We start from the raw sequence: 16,793 nt of genomic DNA, 5'->3' as shown, positions 1-16,793 counted from the left end.
CTATTTCCCCCAGCGCAGCCTTCGTAGGGTGGGCAAAGGCGCGCTTGCGCCGTGCCCACCAACTTTCGCGATGGCAACAGGTGGTGGGCACGCTTCGCTTTGCCCACCCTGTACCCTTGTGGGGTTCGTGGCGGCCTTCGGATGTAGACTGGCCGTCCTACGGCCGCGGGGTATGTGGCTCTACTTCCCCCACCTGAGCGCCAGTGCGTCGCGCTCCTTGGCCAGTTCCAGCAGCCCCGCCCGCGTTGCCGGATGCAGCGGCTGCAGCGGATGGCGCACCGCCTCCGACTTGATCACGCCGCCGGCCTGCATCATCACCTTGCAGGCGATCAGGCCGCATTGGCGGTTCTCGTAGTTGATCAGCGGCAGCCAGCGCTCGTAAGCGGCCTTCGCCTTCTCGCGATCGCCGGCGAAATAGGGATCGATGATCTGGCGGATGCCGTCGGGATAACCGCCGCCGGTCATGGCGCCGGTGGCGCCGGCGTCGAGATCGGCGAGCAGCGTGATTGCCTCCTCGCCGTCCCAGGGACCTTCGATGTCCTTGCCGCCCGCCTCGATCAGGCTGCGGAGTTTCGAGGCCGCGCCCGGCACCTCGATCTTGAAATAGCGGATGTTGGCAAACTCGCGCGACAGCCGCGCCAGCAACTCGACCGACAGCGGCGTGCCGGCCACCGGCGCGTCCTGGATCATGATCGGGATATTGATCGCCCCGGAGAGCACCTTGAAGAATTCGACGATGCCTTTCTCGGGGACGCGGAAGGTCGCGCCGTGATAGGGCGGCATCACCATCACCATGGCGGCGCCGGCCGCCTCGGCCTGTTTGCTGCGCGCCGCGCACACGGCCGAGCTGAAATGCGTGGTGGTGACGATCACGGGAACCCGGCCGGCCACATGCTCCAGCACCGTGTGCATCACCGTCTCGCGCTCGGCATCGGTAAGCACGAACTGCTCGGAGAAATTGGCGAGGATGCAAATGCCGTGCGAGCCGGCATCGATCATGAAATCGATGCAACGGCGCTGGCCCTCGAGGTCGAGCTCGCCGCGCTCGTCGAAGATGGTGGGCGCGACCGGGAACACGCCGCGATAAGGGCGTTGGGCCTTGTGTGGGGTGACCGGCATCGAACTCTCCATCCCTGATGTGTCTTGCGTCTGTCGCTGCGCTCGCGGGAGCGAGGCGGCACAGATGTACCCGCAGTGCCGGGCTGCGGCAATGCCCGCGCGACGTCCGATGGAAAGAGGACGAAAATCAGGCGCTCTTCACGGCGCCCAGGAAGCCCTCGACGGCGACGCGAAGACGATCGGCATCCGCCGACATCTTCTTGACGGACTCAGACAGCACGGTCCCGGCATTGCCGGTCTCCTGGTTGAGCCTGGCGACGCTGCCGATCGTGTCGGTGACCTCGCGGGTGCCCTGGGCCGCCTGCTGGAAGTTGCGCGAGATTTCCGTCGTCGCCGCGCGCTGCTCTTCGACCGCGGCGGCAATCGCCGTCATCTTCTCGTCGATGCCGCCGATGGCCCCGCCGATCGACCGGATCGCGGCGACCGCCTGGCCGGTCGCGCCCTGGATCTCCTCGACCTGGCGCGAGATCTCTTCCGTCGCGGTCGCGGTTTGCGTCGCGAGGCTCTTGACCTCGCCCGCGACCACGGCGAAGCCGCGGCCGGCCTCGCCCGCGCGCGCGGCTTCGATGGTGGCGTTCAATGCCAGCAGATTGGTCTGGGCGGCGATCGCGTTGATCATCTTCACGACCTCGCCGATGCGGCTGGCCGTCTGATCGAGGATCTCGACCGTCGCATTGGTCTGCTCGGCCTGGGCCACGGCCTCGCGGGCCTCGCGCGCGCTCGACTGCACCTGCGCGGAGATCTCTCCCACGGAAGCGGAGAGCTCCTCGGTCGCGGCGGCAATGGTCTCGAGATTGTTGGTGGCCTGCTCGGCGGCGGAGGAGACCGCCGCGGTCTGGTTGCTCGATTCCGAGACCAGCGAGCGCACGCCGCTTGCGGTGGCGTCGAGCTCGCGCGTCGAGGCCGCAACGCTCTGGATAACGGCCTGCACCGTATCGTCGAAGCTGCGGCAGGCGGCATCGACGGTGCCGGAGCGGGCGAGCTGAAGCGCCTGCTGCGATTCGCGTTCGCGGCCGAGCCGCTCCGCGGTCGCCGCGCTCTCGCGCAGGCTTTCGAGCGCAGCCGCCATGGTGCCGAACTCGTCGGGATGCCGCGATTGCGGCACCGGCGTCGCATAGTCGCGGGCGCTGATGCGGGCGATGGCGTCGAGGATGGCGCGCACCGGCCGCATCAGGCGATTGCGCACCACGAACACGCCGGCGAGGGTCACGGCCAGCGCGAGCAGGAACGCGAAGGATTGCACGATGAGATTGGTCAACGCTTTGGCCTGGACCGCCTCAGCGCGCGCGATCGACAGGTCGAGCGCCTTGCTCGCGACCGCGACGATGGACGCGAAGGGGGACTGGCACAATGCGTTCCATTCCGAGGCGGGCATCGCGGGCCGGCCGCTGCCGTCGAAGCCCTTGGTGAGCTCGCCGATCTGCTTGAGGGCGCCGTCAGTCTTGGCCCTCGCATCCTTGGCCGTGTTGACGAGTTCGGCCGGCACGTCAGGCGCAGCCAGGAGCTCCTCCATGCCGGTCCACCCGGCGGTGACGACGCCGTTCCATCCGGCCACGGTCTGCTTCTGGGTGTCGTCGAGCGGCTTGCTGGCGTTGACGTTCGGCCGCAGGGTCGAGCACTGGATGCCGTAGCGGTCGCGCACCTGCCAGGCGAGGCGGCGGGCCTGGATCATGCGGGCGATGTAAGGATCGTTCATCCAGGCGCGGTTCGACACCGCGGTGGAGGCGAGATTGGCGGTCTCGATCACCTTGGTGACCGCATCGTACCAGGGTGCGGTGCGCTCCAGCTTGCGCTCGGCGCGCGGCAGCTTGGCCTCGTCGTAGAACAACTGGAATTTTGGTGCGGCCTCACTCCAGCGCTGCTTCAGCGTGCTGGCGAGCTCGTCGCGCGCCGCGAATTCGACGGTGGAGAGCGCAGCGCTGATGGCGTCAAAACCGGCCTGCTCGGCTTTCTCGGCGGCGCCGAGCTTGGCGCGCGGATCGTCCTCGCCGAGCAGCGCGCTCTGGGCATCGCCGCGATTGCTGCGCAGGGCAACCACGCCGTGGAAGATCGACTTGTCAGCATTCGCGAGCCGCTCGGTCTCCAGACTGTCGCTATAGCGGCCGAAAGCCCCGACCATCTGGATGGCCGTGCTGGTCAGCGCGCCGGCCGCCAGCAGCGTCATCAGAACCAGGAGAAGCGTGCTTACCGATTTCTTAAAAATGGACATGGACCCAAAGACCCGCTCGCCGAGAGCGGTCACCTTGCACGGCCACATGCCAAAGTTTCGTTAAGGTTTATATCAAATGATAAGCGCCCCGGAGTTGCCGGCCCCTGTCCGGGGCAGCCGGCTCACGCCACCTTCGTGAAATCCGGCGGGCGGCGCTCCGCAAACGCCGTAAACGCCTCGCGTGCTTCGGCGGTACGCAGGCGCTGCGCGAACTGCTCGCCTTCGGCCTGCATCTGCGCGACCAGCGCCTCGCCGTTGCGCATCAGCCGCTTGGTGGCGATGAGGGCGCCGGCCGGCTGGCGGGAGCGAGACGCTGCGCCAGCGCAAGCGCCTCGGCATCGAGCTTGTCCAGCGGCACCACGCGGTTGGCGAGGCCCCACTCCAGCGCGGACTTGGCCGCCACGGTTTCGCCGAGCGCGAACATCTCGTAGGCGCGGGCATAGCCGATGCGCGCCGGCATCAACAGGCTGGAGGCGGCTTCCGGCACCAGCGCGAGGCTGACGAAGGGCGTCGACAATTGCGCGTTGTCGGCGAGCACGACGAGGTCGCAATGCAGCAGCATCGTGGTGCCGACGCCGACGGCGCGGCCCTGCACGGCCGCGACCAGCGGCCGGGTGCAGCGCGCCAGCGACTGGATGAAGCGCACCACGTTGCGGCTGCCTTCGGACTTGCCGGCCGCGACGGCCGCGAACTCGCCGACGTCGTTGCCGGCGGTGAACATGTCGCCCTCGCCGCGGATCAGGATCACGCGGGCGGACGGGTCGAGCTCGGCGGATTCGATCGTGTCGGCGAGCTTGCCGTACATCGCATCGGTCAGCGCGTTCTTCTTGTCGGGACGCGCCAGGGTGAGGGTGAGAATTCCGTTGTTATTCTCGATCCGGACGTGCTCGGTCATTGGTCTGCTCCGTGTTAGTCGTCTGAACTTCTTGGAAACTTGTCCTGAATGCTCGTCAGCCAGCGCGCGACGATGTCGATCTCCGCGGCCGTGAATCCCTCCGTCAGCGCCGCATTGATCTCGGCCGCGCCAGTCTTCGCCTGCGCCAGCGCGGTGCGCCCCTTCGGCGTCAACCAGATGCGAAAGGCGCGGCCATCCTCGCGGTCGGCCCGCCGCTCGACCAGCCGCGCCGCTGCGCTGCGATCGACGAGGCCGGAAATCCCGGCCGGCCCGAGATCGAGTGCCGCACCCGCCTCGCCCATCAGAATGCCGTCCTGCCGGCCGAGGATGAACAACAACCCCGCCTGCGCCGGCGTCACCTCGCTCGAAGGCTGCGCGGCCATCCAGCGCTGCAAACGGCGTTGCGCGACGTTCAACAAATAGATCAGCCGATGGTGCTTCGCTGCGGCTGCATTATTTCGCATGCGAAATATCTAGCCCAACGGATCCCGATTGTCAAATCAGGGCCGCTAGGCCGACGCGGCGCGACAACCGTCGAGCAGAATTGCGGCGCATGTCTGCGCCCGCCTCTCGATCTCCTTGCGCGAGGGCAGTGCCAGGCTGGCGTAGATCGCCGCGCGCTGCGGCGCCGACACCATCATGCCTATCATCATTCCGGCGGCTTCATCGACGTTATCGAGCGCGATGCGCTTCTTCCTGACTTGATCGCGAAGCCAGCCCGCGAGCGCCGCCACGGTACGGGAGATGCCATCCCTGTAGAAATTCGCGGCAAGGTCGGGGAACGTGGCCGATTGCTGCAGTACCATACGCTGGAGTGCCACGACCTCCGGATCGAGCGCGAGATCGGCACAGGCGACAAGCACGGCAGCCAGACTCGTCTCGACGTCGGCCTGATTGTCGGCCTGAAGATTGACGTCGGAGAGCAACCGATCGAGCCGGTCCGCGCACATCGCTTCGAACAGCGCTGCCTTGCCCGGAAACAGCCGATAGAGAGTCTTGGTGGAGATGCCGGCGCCACGCGCCAGTTCTTCGGTGCTGGTTGCTGCGTAGCCATCGACTGCGAAGGCGTGCCGTGCCGCCTCGATGACGATGCGCTTCGTCTCGTCGTCGGTGCGCACTGGTGGCCGCCCACGCGGGCGGCCTTCTGATGACGATTTTGCCTGAGCCATGTTTTTAGATGATGTCTGTCATTCCATTGACAGTCCTCAAGCTAGTCCTATTTTGGAAATCGTCAAGTTTCCTAATTTAGGGAGCCGGCCATGACCGCACATACCAATCCATCGAAGAGCGAAACCATCGTGGTGCCAACCAGCCCGCCCGAAGGCATTCTGCCCGCCGCGCCGGTCCCCACCCCGCGCCGAAAGCTGAACTTTCGCAAGCTGTTGCTGGCGGGAGTGGCCGTCGCCGCGCTCGCCGGCGCGAGCTGGTACGGCTACGATTACTGGACGGTCGGACGCTTCTTGGTCTCCACCGATGACGCCTATGTGAAGGCCGACAACACCACCATCGCGCCGAAGGTCAGCGGCTATCTCGACCGCGTCCTGGTCGGCGATAACGAGCATGTGAAGGCCGGCCAGGTGCTGGCCCGGATCGACGATCGCGACTTCCGCGTCGCGCTCGATCAGGCAAGGGCCGACGTCGCCGCCGCGAACGCGACGGTGACGAGCAAGCAGGCCCAGCTCGAGGTTCAGGAGGCGGTAATCGCAGCCGCGAAAGCGACCATCGATGTCGACACGGCCGCGAAGACCTTCGCCCAGCAGGAGAACAAGCGCTACACGGATCTCGCCAGGACCGGTTATGGCAGCGTGCAGAATGCGCAGCAGGCGCAGGCGCGCGATGCCGGCGCGGACGCCGCGATCGCGCGCGACAACGCCAACCTCATCTCCGCACAGAAGCAGGTCGATCTTCTCAAAGGCCGAGATCGTGCAGGCCAGGGCCGCCGCCGCCCGCGCAACCGCGGTCCAGCACCAGGCCGAGCTCAATCTCGGCTACACCACGATCGTCTCGCCGATCGACGGCGTCGTCGGCAACCGCACCTTGCGCGTCGGCCAGTATGTGCAGGCGGGCACGCAGTTGATGTCGATCGTGCCGGCCACGGGCACCTATGTCGTCGCCAATTTCAAGGAGACCCAGCTCACGCATGTCCGCGCCGGTCAGAGCGTCGAGATCGAGGTCGACACCTTCCCGGGCCAAGTCGTGCATGGTCACGTCGATTCCATCGCGCCGGCCAGCGGCCAGGAGTTCGCGCTGCTGCCGCCCGACAACGCCACCGGCAATTTCACCAAGATCGTGCAGCGCATTCCCGTGAAGATCGCGCTGGACGCCGGGACGGTGCCTCCGATCGCGCTGCGGCCCGGCATGTCCGTGATCCCGAAGATCGCAACGCGTTCAGCGCCGGCCGCTCAGGCGGCAGCGACGCCCAAAGCAAAACCTGTTTCCGGAGGGTCGTGCCATGTCAAACAGCCTCTCAATATCGACGCCAGCACAAGCAATTCCGGCCGCGACGCCTGAGCGCGTCGCCGCCGACCCCAATCGGGCCAGCGCCACGATCTGGATCGCCGTGTTCGCGGCGATGATCGGCGCCTTCATGGCGATCCTGAACATCCAGATCACCAACGCCTCGCTGCTCAACATCGAGGGCGGCATCGGTACCGGCGCCGACAACGGATCCTGGATCTCGACGTCCTATCTGATCGGCGAGATCATCGTCATCCCGCTGACCGACTATCTGTCGCGGGTATTCTCGTTCCGCAACATCATCCTGAGCTTCGCGAGCCTGTTCGCGGCCTTCTCGGTCGCTTGCGCCTTCACCCATGATCTGCCGTCGATGATCGCGATGCGCGGCCTGCAGGGTTTCTTCGGCGGCGTGCTGATCCCGATGGCGTTCACGCTGGTCTTCACCAAGCTGCCGAAGGGCCAGCAGCCGATCGGCCTTGCCATGTTCTCGCTCGCCGTGACCTTCGCACCGGCGATCGGGCCGACCATCGGCGGCTATCTCACCGAGAATTACGGCTGGCAGACCATTTTCTTCGTCAACGTGCTGCCCACGGCGGTGATGGTGACCACGCTGTTCTTCACGCTGGAGCGCCAACCGCTGAACCTCGCTTTGCTGCGCGAAGGCGACTGGTTCGGCATCGCGACCATGGCGATCGGCCTCGCTTCGCTGCAAGCCGTGCTGGAAGAAGGCAACAAGGACGACTGGTTCGGCTCTCCCTTCATCGTGCGGCTCGCGGTCATCGCCGTGATCAGCCTGTCGATGTTCATCGCCAACGAGCTGATGGTGGAGAAGCCGCTGCTGCGCCTGCGCCTGTTGACGCAGTGGAATTTCGGCATCGGCACCATCGCGGCGGTGTTCCTCGGCTTCGCACTGTTCGGCTCGGTCTATCTCCTGCCCGCCTATCTCGGCCAAGTGCAGGGCTACAATGCCGAGCAGATCGGCAACGTGCTGGCCTGGACCGGACTGCCGCAGCTTCTGCTGATTCCGCTGGTGCCGAAGCTGATGCAGCGTTTCGACGGCCGCTATGTCGCGACCGTTGGCCTGCTGCTGTTCGCCGCGAGCTCCTTCATGAACATCCAGATGTCGCTCGATTATTCCGGCGATCAGTTCCTGATGCCCAACATCGTGCGTGCGGTCGGCCAGGCGCTGACGCTCGCGCCGCTGTCGGCACTCAGCCTCGGCAGCGTCGCGCCGCAGGATGCGGCGGCCGCCTCCGGCATCTCGAACATGATGCGCAACCTCGGCGGCGCCATCGGCACCGCGGTGCTCGCCACTATCGTCACCAAACGCGAGCAGTTCCACTCCAACATCATCGGCCATTCGGTCACGCTCGGCCGCGAGGAGGTCCGCGCCCGCATCGCGCAGATGACGGACTATTTCATGGCCCACGGCGTCCCCGATCCCAACGCCGCACGCGAGCAGGCCATCATCGCGCTCGGCAAGACCGTGAAGCGCCAGGCGCTGGTGATGGGCTATTCCGACACCTTTGCCGTGATCGGCGTGGTGCTGGTCCTCGCCGCGATCGCGGTGCTGCTGACGCGAAGGGTGAAGGCGCCGGGTGGCGGAGGTGGCGCGCATTAGAGCTCGAAAACGAGCGACCAAATCGACGCGGCCGTCACGCTTGACGGCCGCGTCCTTTTGTGTTCCCTATTTGTTCATATCAATTATAGGTTGCTCAAGGGGACACTTCATGAGCGATACTCAGGTCGAGGCCGTGCCGGCTCAGCTCGTGCTGCATGCTGACGAAGATACTCCGCGTGAATTCATCGTTGACCTGTTGCGTCGCGTCTTCGGCAAGTCGGAAAGTGAAGCCGTCTCCGTGATTGCCGACATGGAGAGGCATGGCGCGGCAGCCTGCGGTCCCTACCCACCACCGGTCGCAGGAGCCCTGCTGGAATCTGCAAGGCGTCGTGTCGCTGCCGCCGGCCACCCACTCCTGATCACAAGCGAAACGGCGAAGCCCTGCTGCGAGCTTTGCGGCCGACCGATCGCGCAGTCGGAAGCACAATTGGTGGACCGCACAGTGTGGCTGTGCGCCGATTGCGTACTCGCAGCAGCATGCGCATCGCGGGACCTCCCCTCGGAGGAGTTCAATTACACGTTCGGTGTCTTGAATTGGCACTTCGCCGATGTGCCGCGGAGTCAGCTGGTGACCACGGTACGCCAATTTCCTGGCCACATGCGGGCAGACGTCCAGGCCGCCATCGACCGATTATTTGCGTCTCCGGTCCGGCTATTCGGTATCGCCGAGGACCGCCGCTACGAGACGCTATCCATGTCGAGATTGATGCAGAACGACGGTTTCGCGGCGACGATCGCACCGCTTCAGTACAACGACGTCGATATCGGCGAACCGACACCAGCCAAGTGCCTCGACAATGGTCTTTGGCTTTGCGCAACCGCTGGTCTCCGCTACGCGGTGCTTCTGGCCATTCATCGTGAATACAGCCGCGAGGTCGGCGTGCGGATCGAAATCATGGCGCCGGCCGGGGCCGCAGGCTCAGCGCTTGTCCAGCAGTGCTTCAGCGCGCTGGAGGACGCCGTTCAGGCCGCGCGCACCTACCGTGGCAAGATTCTCTCTCTCGATGCCGATTCCGACTACCGTGGGCGCTCGCGCGGGATCACAGTGCACCGGCTTCCTTCCGTCAGTCGTGACGAGGTGATCCTGCCTGAACAGACGTTACGGCTACTTGATCGTAACGTCCTGAACTTCGTGGGCACGCGGGACGTGCTGCGCCGCCTCGGACAGTCGACCCGGAAGGGTATCTTACTCTACGGCCCACCCGGCACGGGCAAGACTCACACCATCCGCTATCTCGCGGCCCATCTGCCCGGTCATACGACGCTGATCATCACAGCGGAGCAAATCGGCCTGCTCGGCGCCTATATGAATCTCGCTCGCCTCCTGCAACCGGCCATGGTTGTGATCGAAGACGTCGATCTCATCGCGCGGCAGCGCGAGAACATGAGCGGCTGCGAAGAACCGCTGCTCAACCGATTACTTAACGAGATGGATGGCTTGAAGCAGGACGCTGACATTCTGTTCGTGCTGACAACAAATCGGCCTCAGCAACTCGAAGGCGCCCTAGCGGGCCGCCCCGGTCGCATAGATCAGGCCATCGAAGTGCCGCTTCCCGACGAGACCGGCCGCAACAAACTGGTCCGGCTCTATGGCAAGGGACTGCCACTCGACGACGCCGTCGTCGCCGAAGCCGCCAGGCGCAGCGAAGGCACGAGTTGCGCATTCATCAAGGAATTGATGCGGCGCCTGGCACAAGCGAGCCTCGCGCGCGATGGCGGCAATTCCGTCATTTCCGCCGATATCGACGAAGCCCTCGATGACATGCTGTTCTCCGGCGGCCGGCTCAATGCGCGACTGCTCGGCGGCGCGCAGGCGATGGCGGCGGGATGAGCGGAGCATGTCTCCCTCTCCGCGTCTTCGCGGGGAGAGGTGAAGGGTCACTGCGCGCAGAAATAGCTCGACGCCTCCGTCACCAGTCCCGACTTGTAGTGCGGCCAGGCCGGCCAGCGGCACAGTGGCAGCGCGCGGACGACAGGGAACGCGGGCAACCTTCGCCCGTCCGTCAATCGCTGACGCCGGCTTTCCGTCAGAACGACCCCAGCGCACTGCCCAGGGCAATCACGGCCACCAGCGCCAGGAGCGAGGTCACGATGCCCACCATGACGATGTCGAAATAGCTGTCGCGGTGAGTCAGGCCGCAGATCGCGAGCAGGCTGACCACCGCACCATTGTGCGGCAGGATGTCCAGCGTTCCCGCGCCGATCACCGCCACGCGATGCATCAACGCAAGGTCGATGCCGTTGCGCGCGGCAAGTTCGACATAGGTCGGGCCGAGAGCGTCGAGGGCGATGGTGAGGCCGCCGGACGCCGACCCGGTCAGCGCGGCCAGGATGTTGGTCGCGACGGCGAGCGAGACCAGCGGTCCGCCCTCGATCGCCAGCACCCAGTCGCGCACGATCGCGAATGCCGGCAGCGAGGCGACGACGGCGCCGAACCCGACGAGGCTGGCGACGCTGAACGCGGGCAGGACCGACGCATTGGCCCCGGCGTCCATGGTCCGGCGCAGCGCCGGCAGGCGCGCCCAGTTCAGCGCGATGGTGGCGGCGATGGCGGCAGCCAGCGCAACCGCGACCGACCAGACGCCTGCAACAGCTGCAAGCGTGGTATCACCAAAGCGTTGCTCGGCGAGATAGCTGACATCGAGCCGCGGCAACACCAGGAGCGACATCAAGAGATTGACAGTCACGACGACGACCAGCGGCGCGATGGCGTTCAGCACCGGCGAAGGCCGCTTGCTGCGATGACCGTGCTGCAGTTCCGCCGGGTCGAACTCCCGCGCCGTCGTCGCGCGCTCGCGCACGAGCTCGTCGGCGGCTGCGCGCTCGGCCGAGTCCTCAACGTCATCGCCGTAGCCTTCTCCGGTGCGGCGCGCCGACGCTTCGGCGCGATGCAGCCACCACAATCCCGCGCCGAGCATGATGAGGGAGGCGACGATGCCCAGGCCCGGCGCCGCAAACGGCGTCGTGCCGAAGAACGGCATCGGGATCGCGTTCTGGATCGACGGCGTGCCCGGCAGGGCCGACATCGTGAAGGTCGACGTTCCCAGCACGATCGCAGCCGGGATCAGGCGACGCGGAATCGAAGCGGCGCGAAACAGCGAACGGGCCATGGGAACGATGACGAAGAACGCTACGAACAGGCTGACGCCGCCATAGGTGACCAGCGCGCCGGCAAGCACGACCGCCAGGATCACGCGCCGTTCGCCGAGGCGCTCCGCCATGAAGCCGGCGACGGACGTCACCGCCCCGCTGTCGTCCATCAACTTGCCGAAGACGGCGCCAAGCAGAAAGATCGGGAAGAACTGCGCCAGAAATCCCGCTGCGTTCACCATGAACACCTGGGTCAGGTTCGCGAGCAGCGGCTCACCGCCGAACAGCGCCGCAACGAGTGCGGCGAACGGCGCGAGCAGCAGGACGCTCCAGCCGCGGAAGGCGAACAGGACCAGCAGAGCGAGCCCGACGAGGAGGCCGAGGAGACCCATGCCTCAACACTCCGACAGGAGGACGTCGAGATCGGCGGTCGAACGACGGCCGATGTCGGCACCATGCTCGGCGAGGAAGGCGTCTGCGGCCATGCGCCCCTCGGCGCGTAGCATCGAGACGAATTCCCATTCCGCGTTGAGCTTCGAGGACGCCCCGAACTTCGCCAGCATGTCGCTCTTGACCCGGTGCGTCCGCATCTTGGCCCAGCGCGCGCCCTCGCCGCTGCCGGGATCGGCCGCCTGCCGCAGCAGCGCGATCATGCGCAGCTCCTTCATCAGCGGCGAGTTGAAGGAGATTTCGTTGAGCCGGTTGAGGATCTCCGCGGCCGTCCGCGGCGCCTCCAGCCGTTCGGTCGGATTGATCTGGACGAGGATGGTGTCGTGCGCGTCGCTTTCGCGGACCAGCGGCGTGATCGTCGGGTTGCCGGCGAAGCCGCCGTCCCAATAGGGCTCGCCGTCGATCTCGATGGCGCGGAACATGGTCGGCAGGCAGGCCGATGCCAGCAGCACATCCGCCGTGATCTCCGCGTTGCGGAAGATACGGCCGCGCCCTGTGCGCACCCGCGTCGCGGTGATGAACAGCTGGATCGGCGAGCGCACGAGGCGTTCGAAATCGATGCTCTCGGCCAGCACCGCACGCAGCGGATTGTAGCCGGTCGGATTGAGATCGTAGGGCGACAGCACGCGCGACATCAAATCGGTCAGGATGTAGAAGGGCGACGTGTCGAGGGTCCAGCGCCCCATCAAGCGGTCGAGCGGCGAGCGTTGCAGCGGGCTGAAGGCCGCGGCCTTCGAAACACGGCGCCAGTATTGGTCGAGCGCCTCACGCGCGCCCTGGGCGCCGCCGGCGGTCCAGCCGTCCGCCAGCACCGCCGCATTCATCGCGCCTGCGGAGGTTCCGGAGATTGCGGCGATGCTGAGCCAGTTTTCCTCCAGCAGGCGATCAAGCACACCCCAGGAGAAGGCGCCGTGCGAACCGCCGCCCTGAAGCGCGAGATCAATCAGTACGGCGTCCCGTTCCATGGCGGACACTCACGCAACTGAAGCTCAAATTCGACCTGATTGGAACACGTCGAATTCGACCGCAGTGTGGGAGCAGTGGCCGCACAATGCAACCGGAACGTGGTGGCAGTCTAGTGCTCGAATACCAGCCGCGCGCCGACCGTGCCGTCGAGCGCGCGGATCTGCTGGAGCAGCGCCGCCGAGTCCTGACCACCGAGATCGGCGTCGAGCACCACGTAGCCGAGATCGCCGGCGGTCTCCAGATATTGCGCGGCGATGTTGATGTCGCGCTGGAGGAAGACCTCGTTCAGCCGCCGCAACATGCCGGGCACATTGCGGTGGACATGACTGAAGCGCGCGCCGGAGGGACGCAAGTGCAACTGCACTTCCGGGAAGTTCACCGCGCCCATGGTCGAGCCGGTAATGAAATAGTCGACCAGCTTCCGCGCGACCTCGCCGCCGATCCGCTCCTGCGCCTCCTCGGTGGAGCCGCCGATATGAGGGGTGAGGATGACGTTCTCGATGCCCTGAATGGGGCTGTTGAAACGATCGGCGTTCGACGAAGGCTCGACGGGAAAGACGTCGACAGCCGCGCCGGCGAGATGGCCATCGCGCAAGGCACGCGCCAGCGCATCGAGATCGACGACGGTGCCGCGGCTGTTGTTGATCAGGAACGAGCCTGACTTCATCGCCCGCAGCTCCTTCTCGCCGATCATGCCCGCGGTCTCCGGCGTCTCCGGCACGTGCAGGCTGACGACATCGCTCTCCGCCAGCAGCTCTTCCAGCTTCTCGACCGGCTCGGTGTTGCCATGGCGAAGCTTGTCGGTGCGGTCGAAATAGATCACGCGCATGCCCATGGCTTCGGCCAAGGTCGAAAGCTGCGAGCCGATATTGCCGTAGCCGACGATGCCGAGCGTGCGGCCGCGCACCTCGCGGCTGCCGGCCGCCGACTTGTCCCAGCCCCCGGCATGGGCCGACACCGAGCGCGGAAAGATCCGCCGGAGCAGCATCACGATCTCGCCGATGACGAGCTCGGCGACGCTGCGCGTATTGGAGAACGGCGCGTTGAAGACGGGAATACCGCGCTTGCGCGCCGCCGAAAGATCGACCTGGTTGGTGCCGACGCTGAAGCAGCCGACAGCGAGAAGCTGGTCGGCCGCCCCCAGCACCTCATCGGTGATCTGGGTGCGCGAACGGATGCCGAGCAGCGACACGCCCTCGAGCGCGCGCCGCAGATCCGCGCCGTCCAGCGCATTGGTCAGCCTTTCGACGTTGGTGAAGCCCGCGCTCCTGAAAAGATCGACAGCGCTATCATTGACGCCTTCGAGCAGCAGCGCCTTGGCGCTTCGCTCAGGGCTTTGGCCGGGGGCGGACATGGAATCTCCGTAAATGGCAGCTTTGCCGCAGCTCATAGACCGCGGGCGATACGCAGCACAATAGGGCTTGGATACGGGGAGAAGATGGCGAGGCGATGGGTGCGCTTGGCATCCCAGAGCTCGGTCAAATCACATAGAACCCGTGCGTGCCGTCGCGGCGGAGCTGCTCGACGAGGCCGTATTCCCAATCGAGATAGGCCTGCATCGCAGCTTCGGCCACATCGGTGCCTTCATAGGGACGGCGGTAGCGGTGGGCCGGATCAGGCTTCGGCATCACCAGCGGTGGACCGATTTCCAGCGCTCCGTCATAGCCGCCCTCGAGCACATAGACCTCCCAGCCCATCTGCGCCAGCCAGGACGCCGTCATGTCAGCGCGGACGCATCTGTCGTCGGTCAGGACCATGCGCGCGCCGCGCACCGGCGCGGCCATGTCGGTTTCCTGCACGAGCTGGCCGCCGGGATAGTGGCGGAAGCCGGGGAGATGCCCGGCCGCATAGTCCTCGGCATCGCGCACGTCGAAGCGATACAGCGTGCGATCGGTCTCTGCGACCAGCGCCGCCATCTCGTTCGCGCCGATATGACGGACACCGGCGCGATAGGCGACGTCACGGGCATTGGCCGGTCCGCCCTCGAACGGGCCGATCGCGCCGCGCCTGTCGGCGCCGTGATCGAGCGCGTGCCGCGCCAGCGTCCAGCCGATCGTGCCGTTGCGCAGCGCCCGCACCTTGTTGGGCACGCCGGCATTGATCAGGGACTGGGTGCCGATGATGGAGCGGGTGCGGCCGGCGCAATTGACGATGATGGTGGTGTCGGGATCGGGCGCGGCCTGCCCTGCCCGCAGCACCAGCTCCGCGCCGGGGACGCTGACCGAGCCCGGGATGTTCATGGTCGCGTATTCGTCGAAGCGGCGGACGTCGAGAATGGCGATGTTGGCCTTGTCGGCGATCAGCTTTGCCACCTCGTCGGCGCTGAGCGAGGGCGTGTGACGACGCGACTCGACCAGTTCGCCGAAGGCCTTGGAATAGGAATTGACGTCCTCGAACACCTCGAAGCCCGCATCGCGCCACGCCGTCAGCCCGCCGTCGAGTGCGCTGACATTCGTGTAGCCGAGTGCAGCCAGACGCTCGGCAGCGGTTGCGACCAGCCCCTCGCCGTCATCATAGAGCACGATCGCAACGTCCTTGCGCGGCAGCCGCATCTCGGCCTCAACTGCAATCCGGTCCGCAGCCATGTTTGCGGCGAACAGCGGATGGCCGGTTGCAAAGGCCGCCTCGTATCTGAGATCGAGCAGCGCAATTTCCTCGCGCAGGAGCAGCGCGCGGCGGATATCGGCGGGGGTAACGCTCGGAAGCATCATGGCGTGAACCTGACAAGGACGTGCCACGGGCTTTTGAACGATTGTCGAGGTGTTGGCTAGCCTCTTCGGCAGCAGCTCACTCCCCCGGAACGAGCCGGCCCTGCGGCGCCTGCGCCGGGCGCCGCAGCCTGGGGCGCGACAGATAGAGCAAAATGCCGGTGACCGAGAACAGCGGCATCAGGGCCGCGGCAATCATGAAGGCGAGCTTGCCGGGCCAGCCCAGGACAGCGCCGCGATGGATATCGAGCACGTTGGCGATGATCTTCTCGCCGAACGTCTTGTCGGAATAACGTTCGGCGGAGGCGACCTGACCGGTGACGGCATCGATGCGGAATTCGTCGCGCGTGGTGTCGAGCGCCGAATCCCTTCCCCACGACCGGATCCGTATCACCGTGCCGGGGCTGGGCGGCAGCGTCAGCAGAGCCCTGGCAAAGCGGTCGCCCTCGTCACGCCGGAACGTCGTCCACGCCAGGTCGAACCGGATCGGCCGGGCCGGCTCGGAACGGGCCGCCGCACGCGGCGCCTTCGCCGACATTTTTGGCGGCATCTTCGCGGCAGAGACTTCTGGACGCGACAGCAGCCAGACGACGCCGTCCTTGTACCAGTCGAACGAGTACCACAGGCCCGTCAGCGTCATCACCAGATAGACCGGAAGCACCCAGGTGCCGATGACCGCATGCAGCGAGCGATGCAGCCCGCGCCCGCTGAGACCGAGATTGGGGTTGAGCCACATCTTCACGCTGCGCGCGCGACGTGGCCAGCGCAGCACGAGACCCGAGACCAGCATGACGATCAGGCCGAGCGCGGCCACACCGGTGATCTGGCGGCCCCAGCCCCTGGCATCGCCGGGGATCAGGAGCCAGCGATGCAGCTTCCGAACCGTCGCGAAAAACGCCTCGCCACGCGGCGCACCCAGCACGCGCGCATCATAGGGATCGACATAGAGCGAGTTCGGCCGCGCGCCCTGCTCGTCGCGCGCGAAGCGGATGCGCACGGCGGCGGCCGGATCGCTCGACAGCGAAACAGCCGTAACCTTGCCGAAATCCTGCCCCGCCATCAGCCGCGCGACCAGCTCGTCCGGCATCAGCGCCGGCATCTCGCGCGGTGCGACGTGCATGATGCCGGTGTTGAGATGATCGACGATCTCGTCCTCGAAACTCATGATCGCGCCAGTTAGCGCGATCAGGGCGAGCAGCAGCGCGAGCACCAGGCCCGCGATGGAATGGACCTGGAGCAGGACAGCTTTGATCATGTGCCCCGGCCGCACTGCCATCG

11 protein-coding genes and 2 pseudogenes are annotated in these 16,793 nt (G+C 66.1%); 3 read left to right on the top strand and 10 right to left on the bottom strand.

The window, feature by feature from the left end:
• Positions 1–180: 180 nt before the first annotated feature.
• From AB7M16_RS22585 to AB7M16_RS22565, 5 genes and pseudogenes are all read right to left on the bottom strand, one after another.
• Entirely contained in the window at positions 181–1,119 is a 939-nt protein-coding gene (locus AB7M16_RS22585; RefSeq protein ID WP_212259540.1) for a dihydrodipicolinate synthase family protein, read from the bottom strand.
• A gap of 127 nt (positions 1,120–1,246) precedes the next feature.
• A complete protein-coding gene (locus AB7M16_RS22580; protein ID WP_260381884.1) occupies positions 1,247–3,328 on the bottom strand; it encodes a methyl-accepting chemotaxis protein in 2,082 nt (693 codons plus the stop codon).
• A gap of 122 nt (positions 3,329–3,450) precedes the next feature.
• Positions 3,451–4,223: pseudogene (locus AB7M16_RS22575) on the bottom strand (enoyl-CoA hydratase).
• 14 nt (positions 4,224–4,237) lie between these two features.
• Positions 4,238–4,687: a MarR family winged helix-turn-helix transcriptional regulator gene (locus tag AB7M16_RS22570; RefSeq protein WP_453945274.1), complete on the bottom strand. Its 450-nt coding sequence runs from the start codon at positions 4,685–4,687 to the stop codon at positions 4,238–4,240.
• A gap of 45 nt (positions 4,688–4,732) precedes the next feature.
• On the bottom strand, positions 4,733–5,341 hold the full coding sequence (locus tag AB7M16_RS22565; protein WP_260381881.1) for a TetR/AcrR family transcriptional regulator: 609 nt from the start codon (positions 5,339–5,341) through the stop codon (positions 4,733–4,735).
• A 141-nt stretch (positions 5,342–5,482) separates the two neighbouring features.
• On the opposite strand from AB7M16_RS22565, the pseudogene AB7M16_RS22560 reads away from it, so the two are divergent.
• The 3 genes and pseudogenes from AB7M16_RS22560 (at position 5,483) to AB7M16_RS22550 (ending at position 10,132) form a co-directional block, all read left to right on the top strand.
• Positions 5,483–6,734: pseudogene (locus tag AB7M16_RS22560) on the top strand (HlyD family secretion protein).
• Entirely contained in the window at positions 6,676–8,301 is a 1,626-nt protein-coding gene (locus AB7M16_RS22555) for a DHA2 family efflux MFS transporter permease subunit (protein ID WP_453945273.1), read from the top strand. The pseudogene AB7M16_RS22560 and the gene AB7M16_RS22555 overlap by 59 nt, the downstream one beginning before the upstream one ends.
• 109 nt (positions 8,302–8,410) lie before the next feature.
• A complete protein-coding gene (locus tag AB7M16_RS22550) occupies positions 8,411–10,132 on the top strand; it encodes an ATP-dependent Clp protease adaptor ClpS (protein ID WP_453945272.1) in 1,722 nt (573 codons plus the stop codon).
• A gap of 196 nt (positions 10,133–10,328) precedes the next feature.
• Here AB7M16_RS22550 and AB7M16_RS22545 read toward each other — a convergent pair whose 3' ends face one another.
• From AB7M16_RS22545 to AB7M16_RS22525, 5 genes are all read right to left on the bottom strand, one after another.
• Positions 10,329–11,783 (bottom strand): GntP family permease, encoded by a 1,455-nt coding sequence (locus tag AB7M16_RS22545; RefSeq protein WP_453945271.1) that lies wholly within the window; start codon positions 11,781–11,783, stop codon positions 10,329–10,331.
• A gap of 3 nt (positions 11,784–11,786) precedes the next feature.
• Positions 11,787–12,806, bottom strand: coding sequence for a patatin-like phospholipase family protein (locus AB7M16_RS22540; protein ID WP_453945270.1), 1,020 nt, complete (start codon positions 12,804–12,806; stop codon positions 11,787–11,789).
• Positions 12,807–12,916: 110 nt separating this feature from the next.
• Positions 12,917–14,161, bottom strand: coding sequence for a phosphoglycerate dehydrogenase (gene serA, locus AB7M16_RS22535; RefSeq protein ID WP_453945269.1), 1,245 nt, complete (start codon positions 14,159–14,161; stop codon positions 12,917–12,919).
• Between the two features lie 124 nt (positions 14,162–14,285).
• On the bottom strand, positions 14,286–15,518 hold the full coding sequence (locus AB7M16_RS22530; protein WP_453945268.1) for a rhodanese-like domain-containing protein: 1,233 nt from the start codon (positions 15,516–15,518) through the stop codon (positions 14,286–14,288).
• 76 nt (positions 15,519–15,594) lie between these two features.
• On the bottom strand, positions 15,595–16,791 hold the full coding sequence (locus AB7M16_RS22525; RefSeq protein WP_453945267.1) for a PepSY-associated TM helix domain-containing protein: 1,197 nt from the start codon (positions 16,789–16,791) through the stop codon (positions 15,595–15,597).
• Positions 16,792–16,793: the final 2 nt, after the last annotated feature.

It is taken from the genome of Bradyrhizobium sp. USDA 372 (assembly GCF_053629095.1).
Note: the sequence above shows the minus strand (reverse complement) of the source record. Positions and strands in the feature narration are given on the sequence as shown.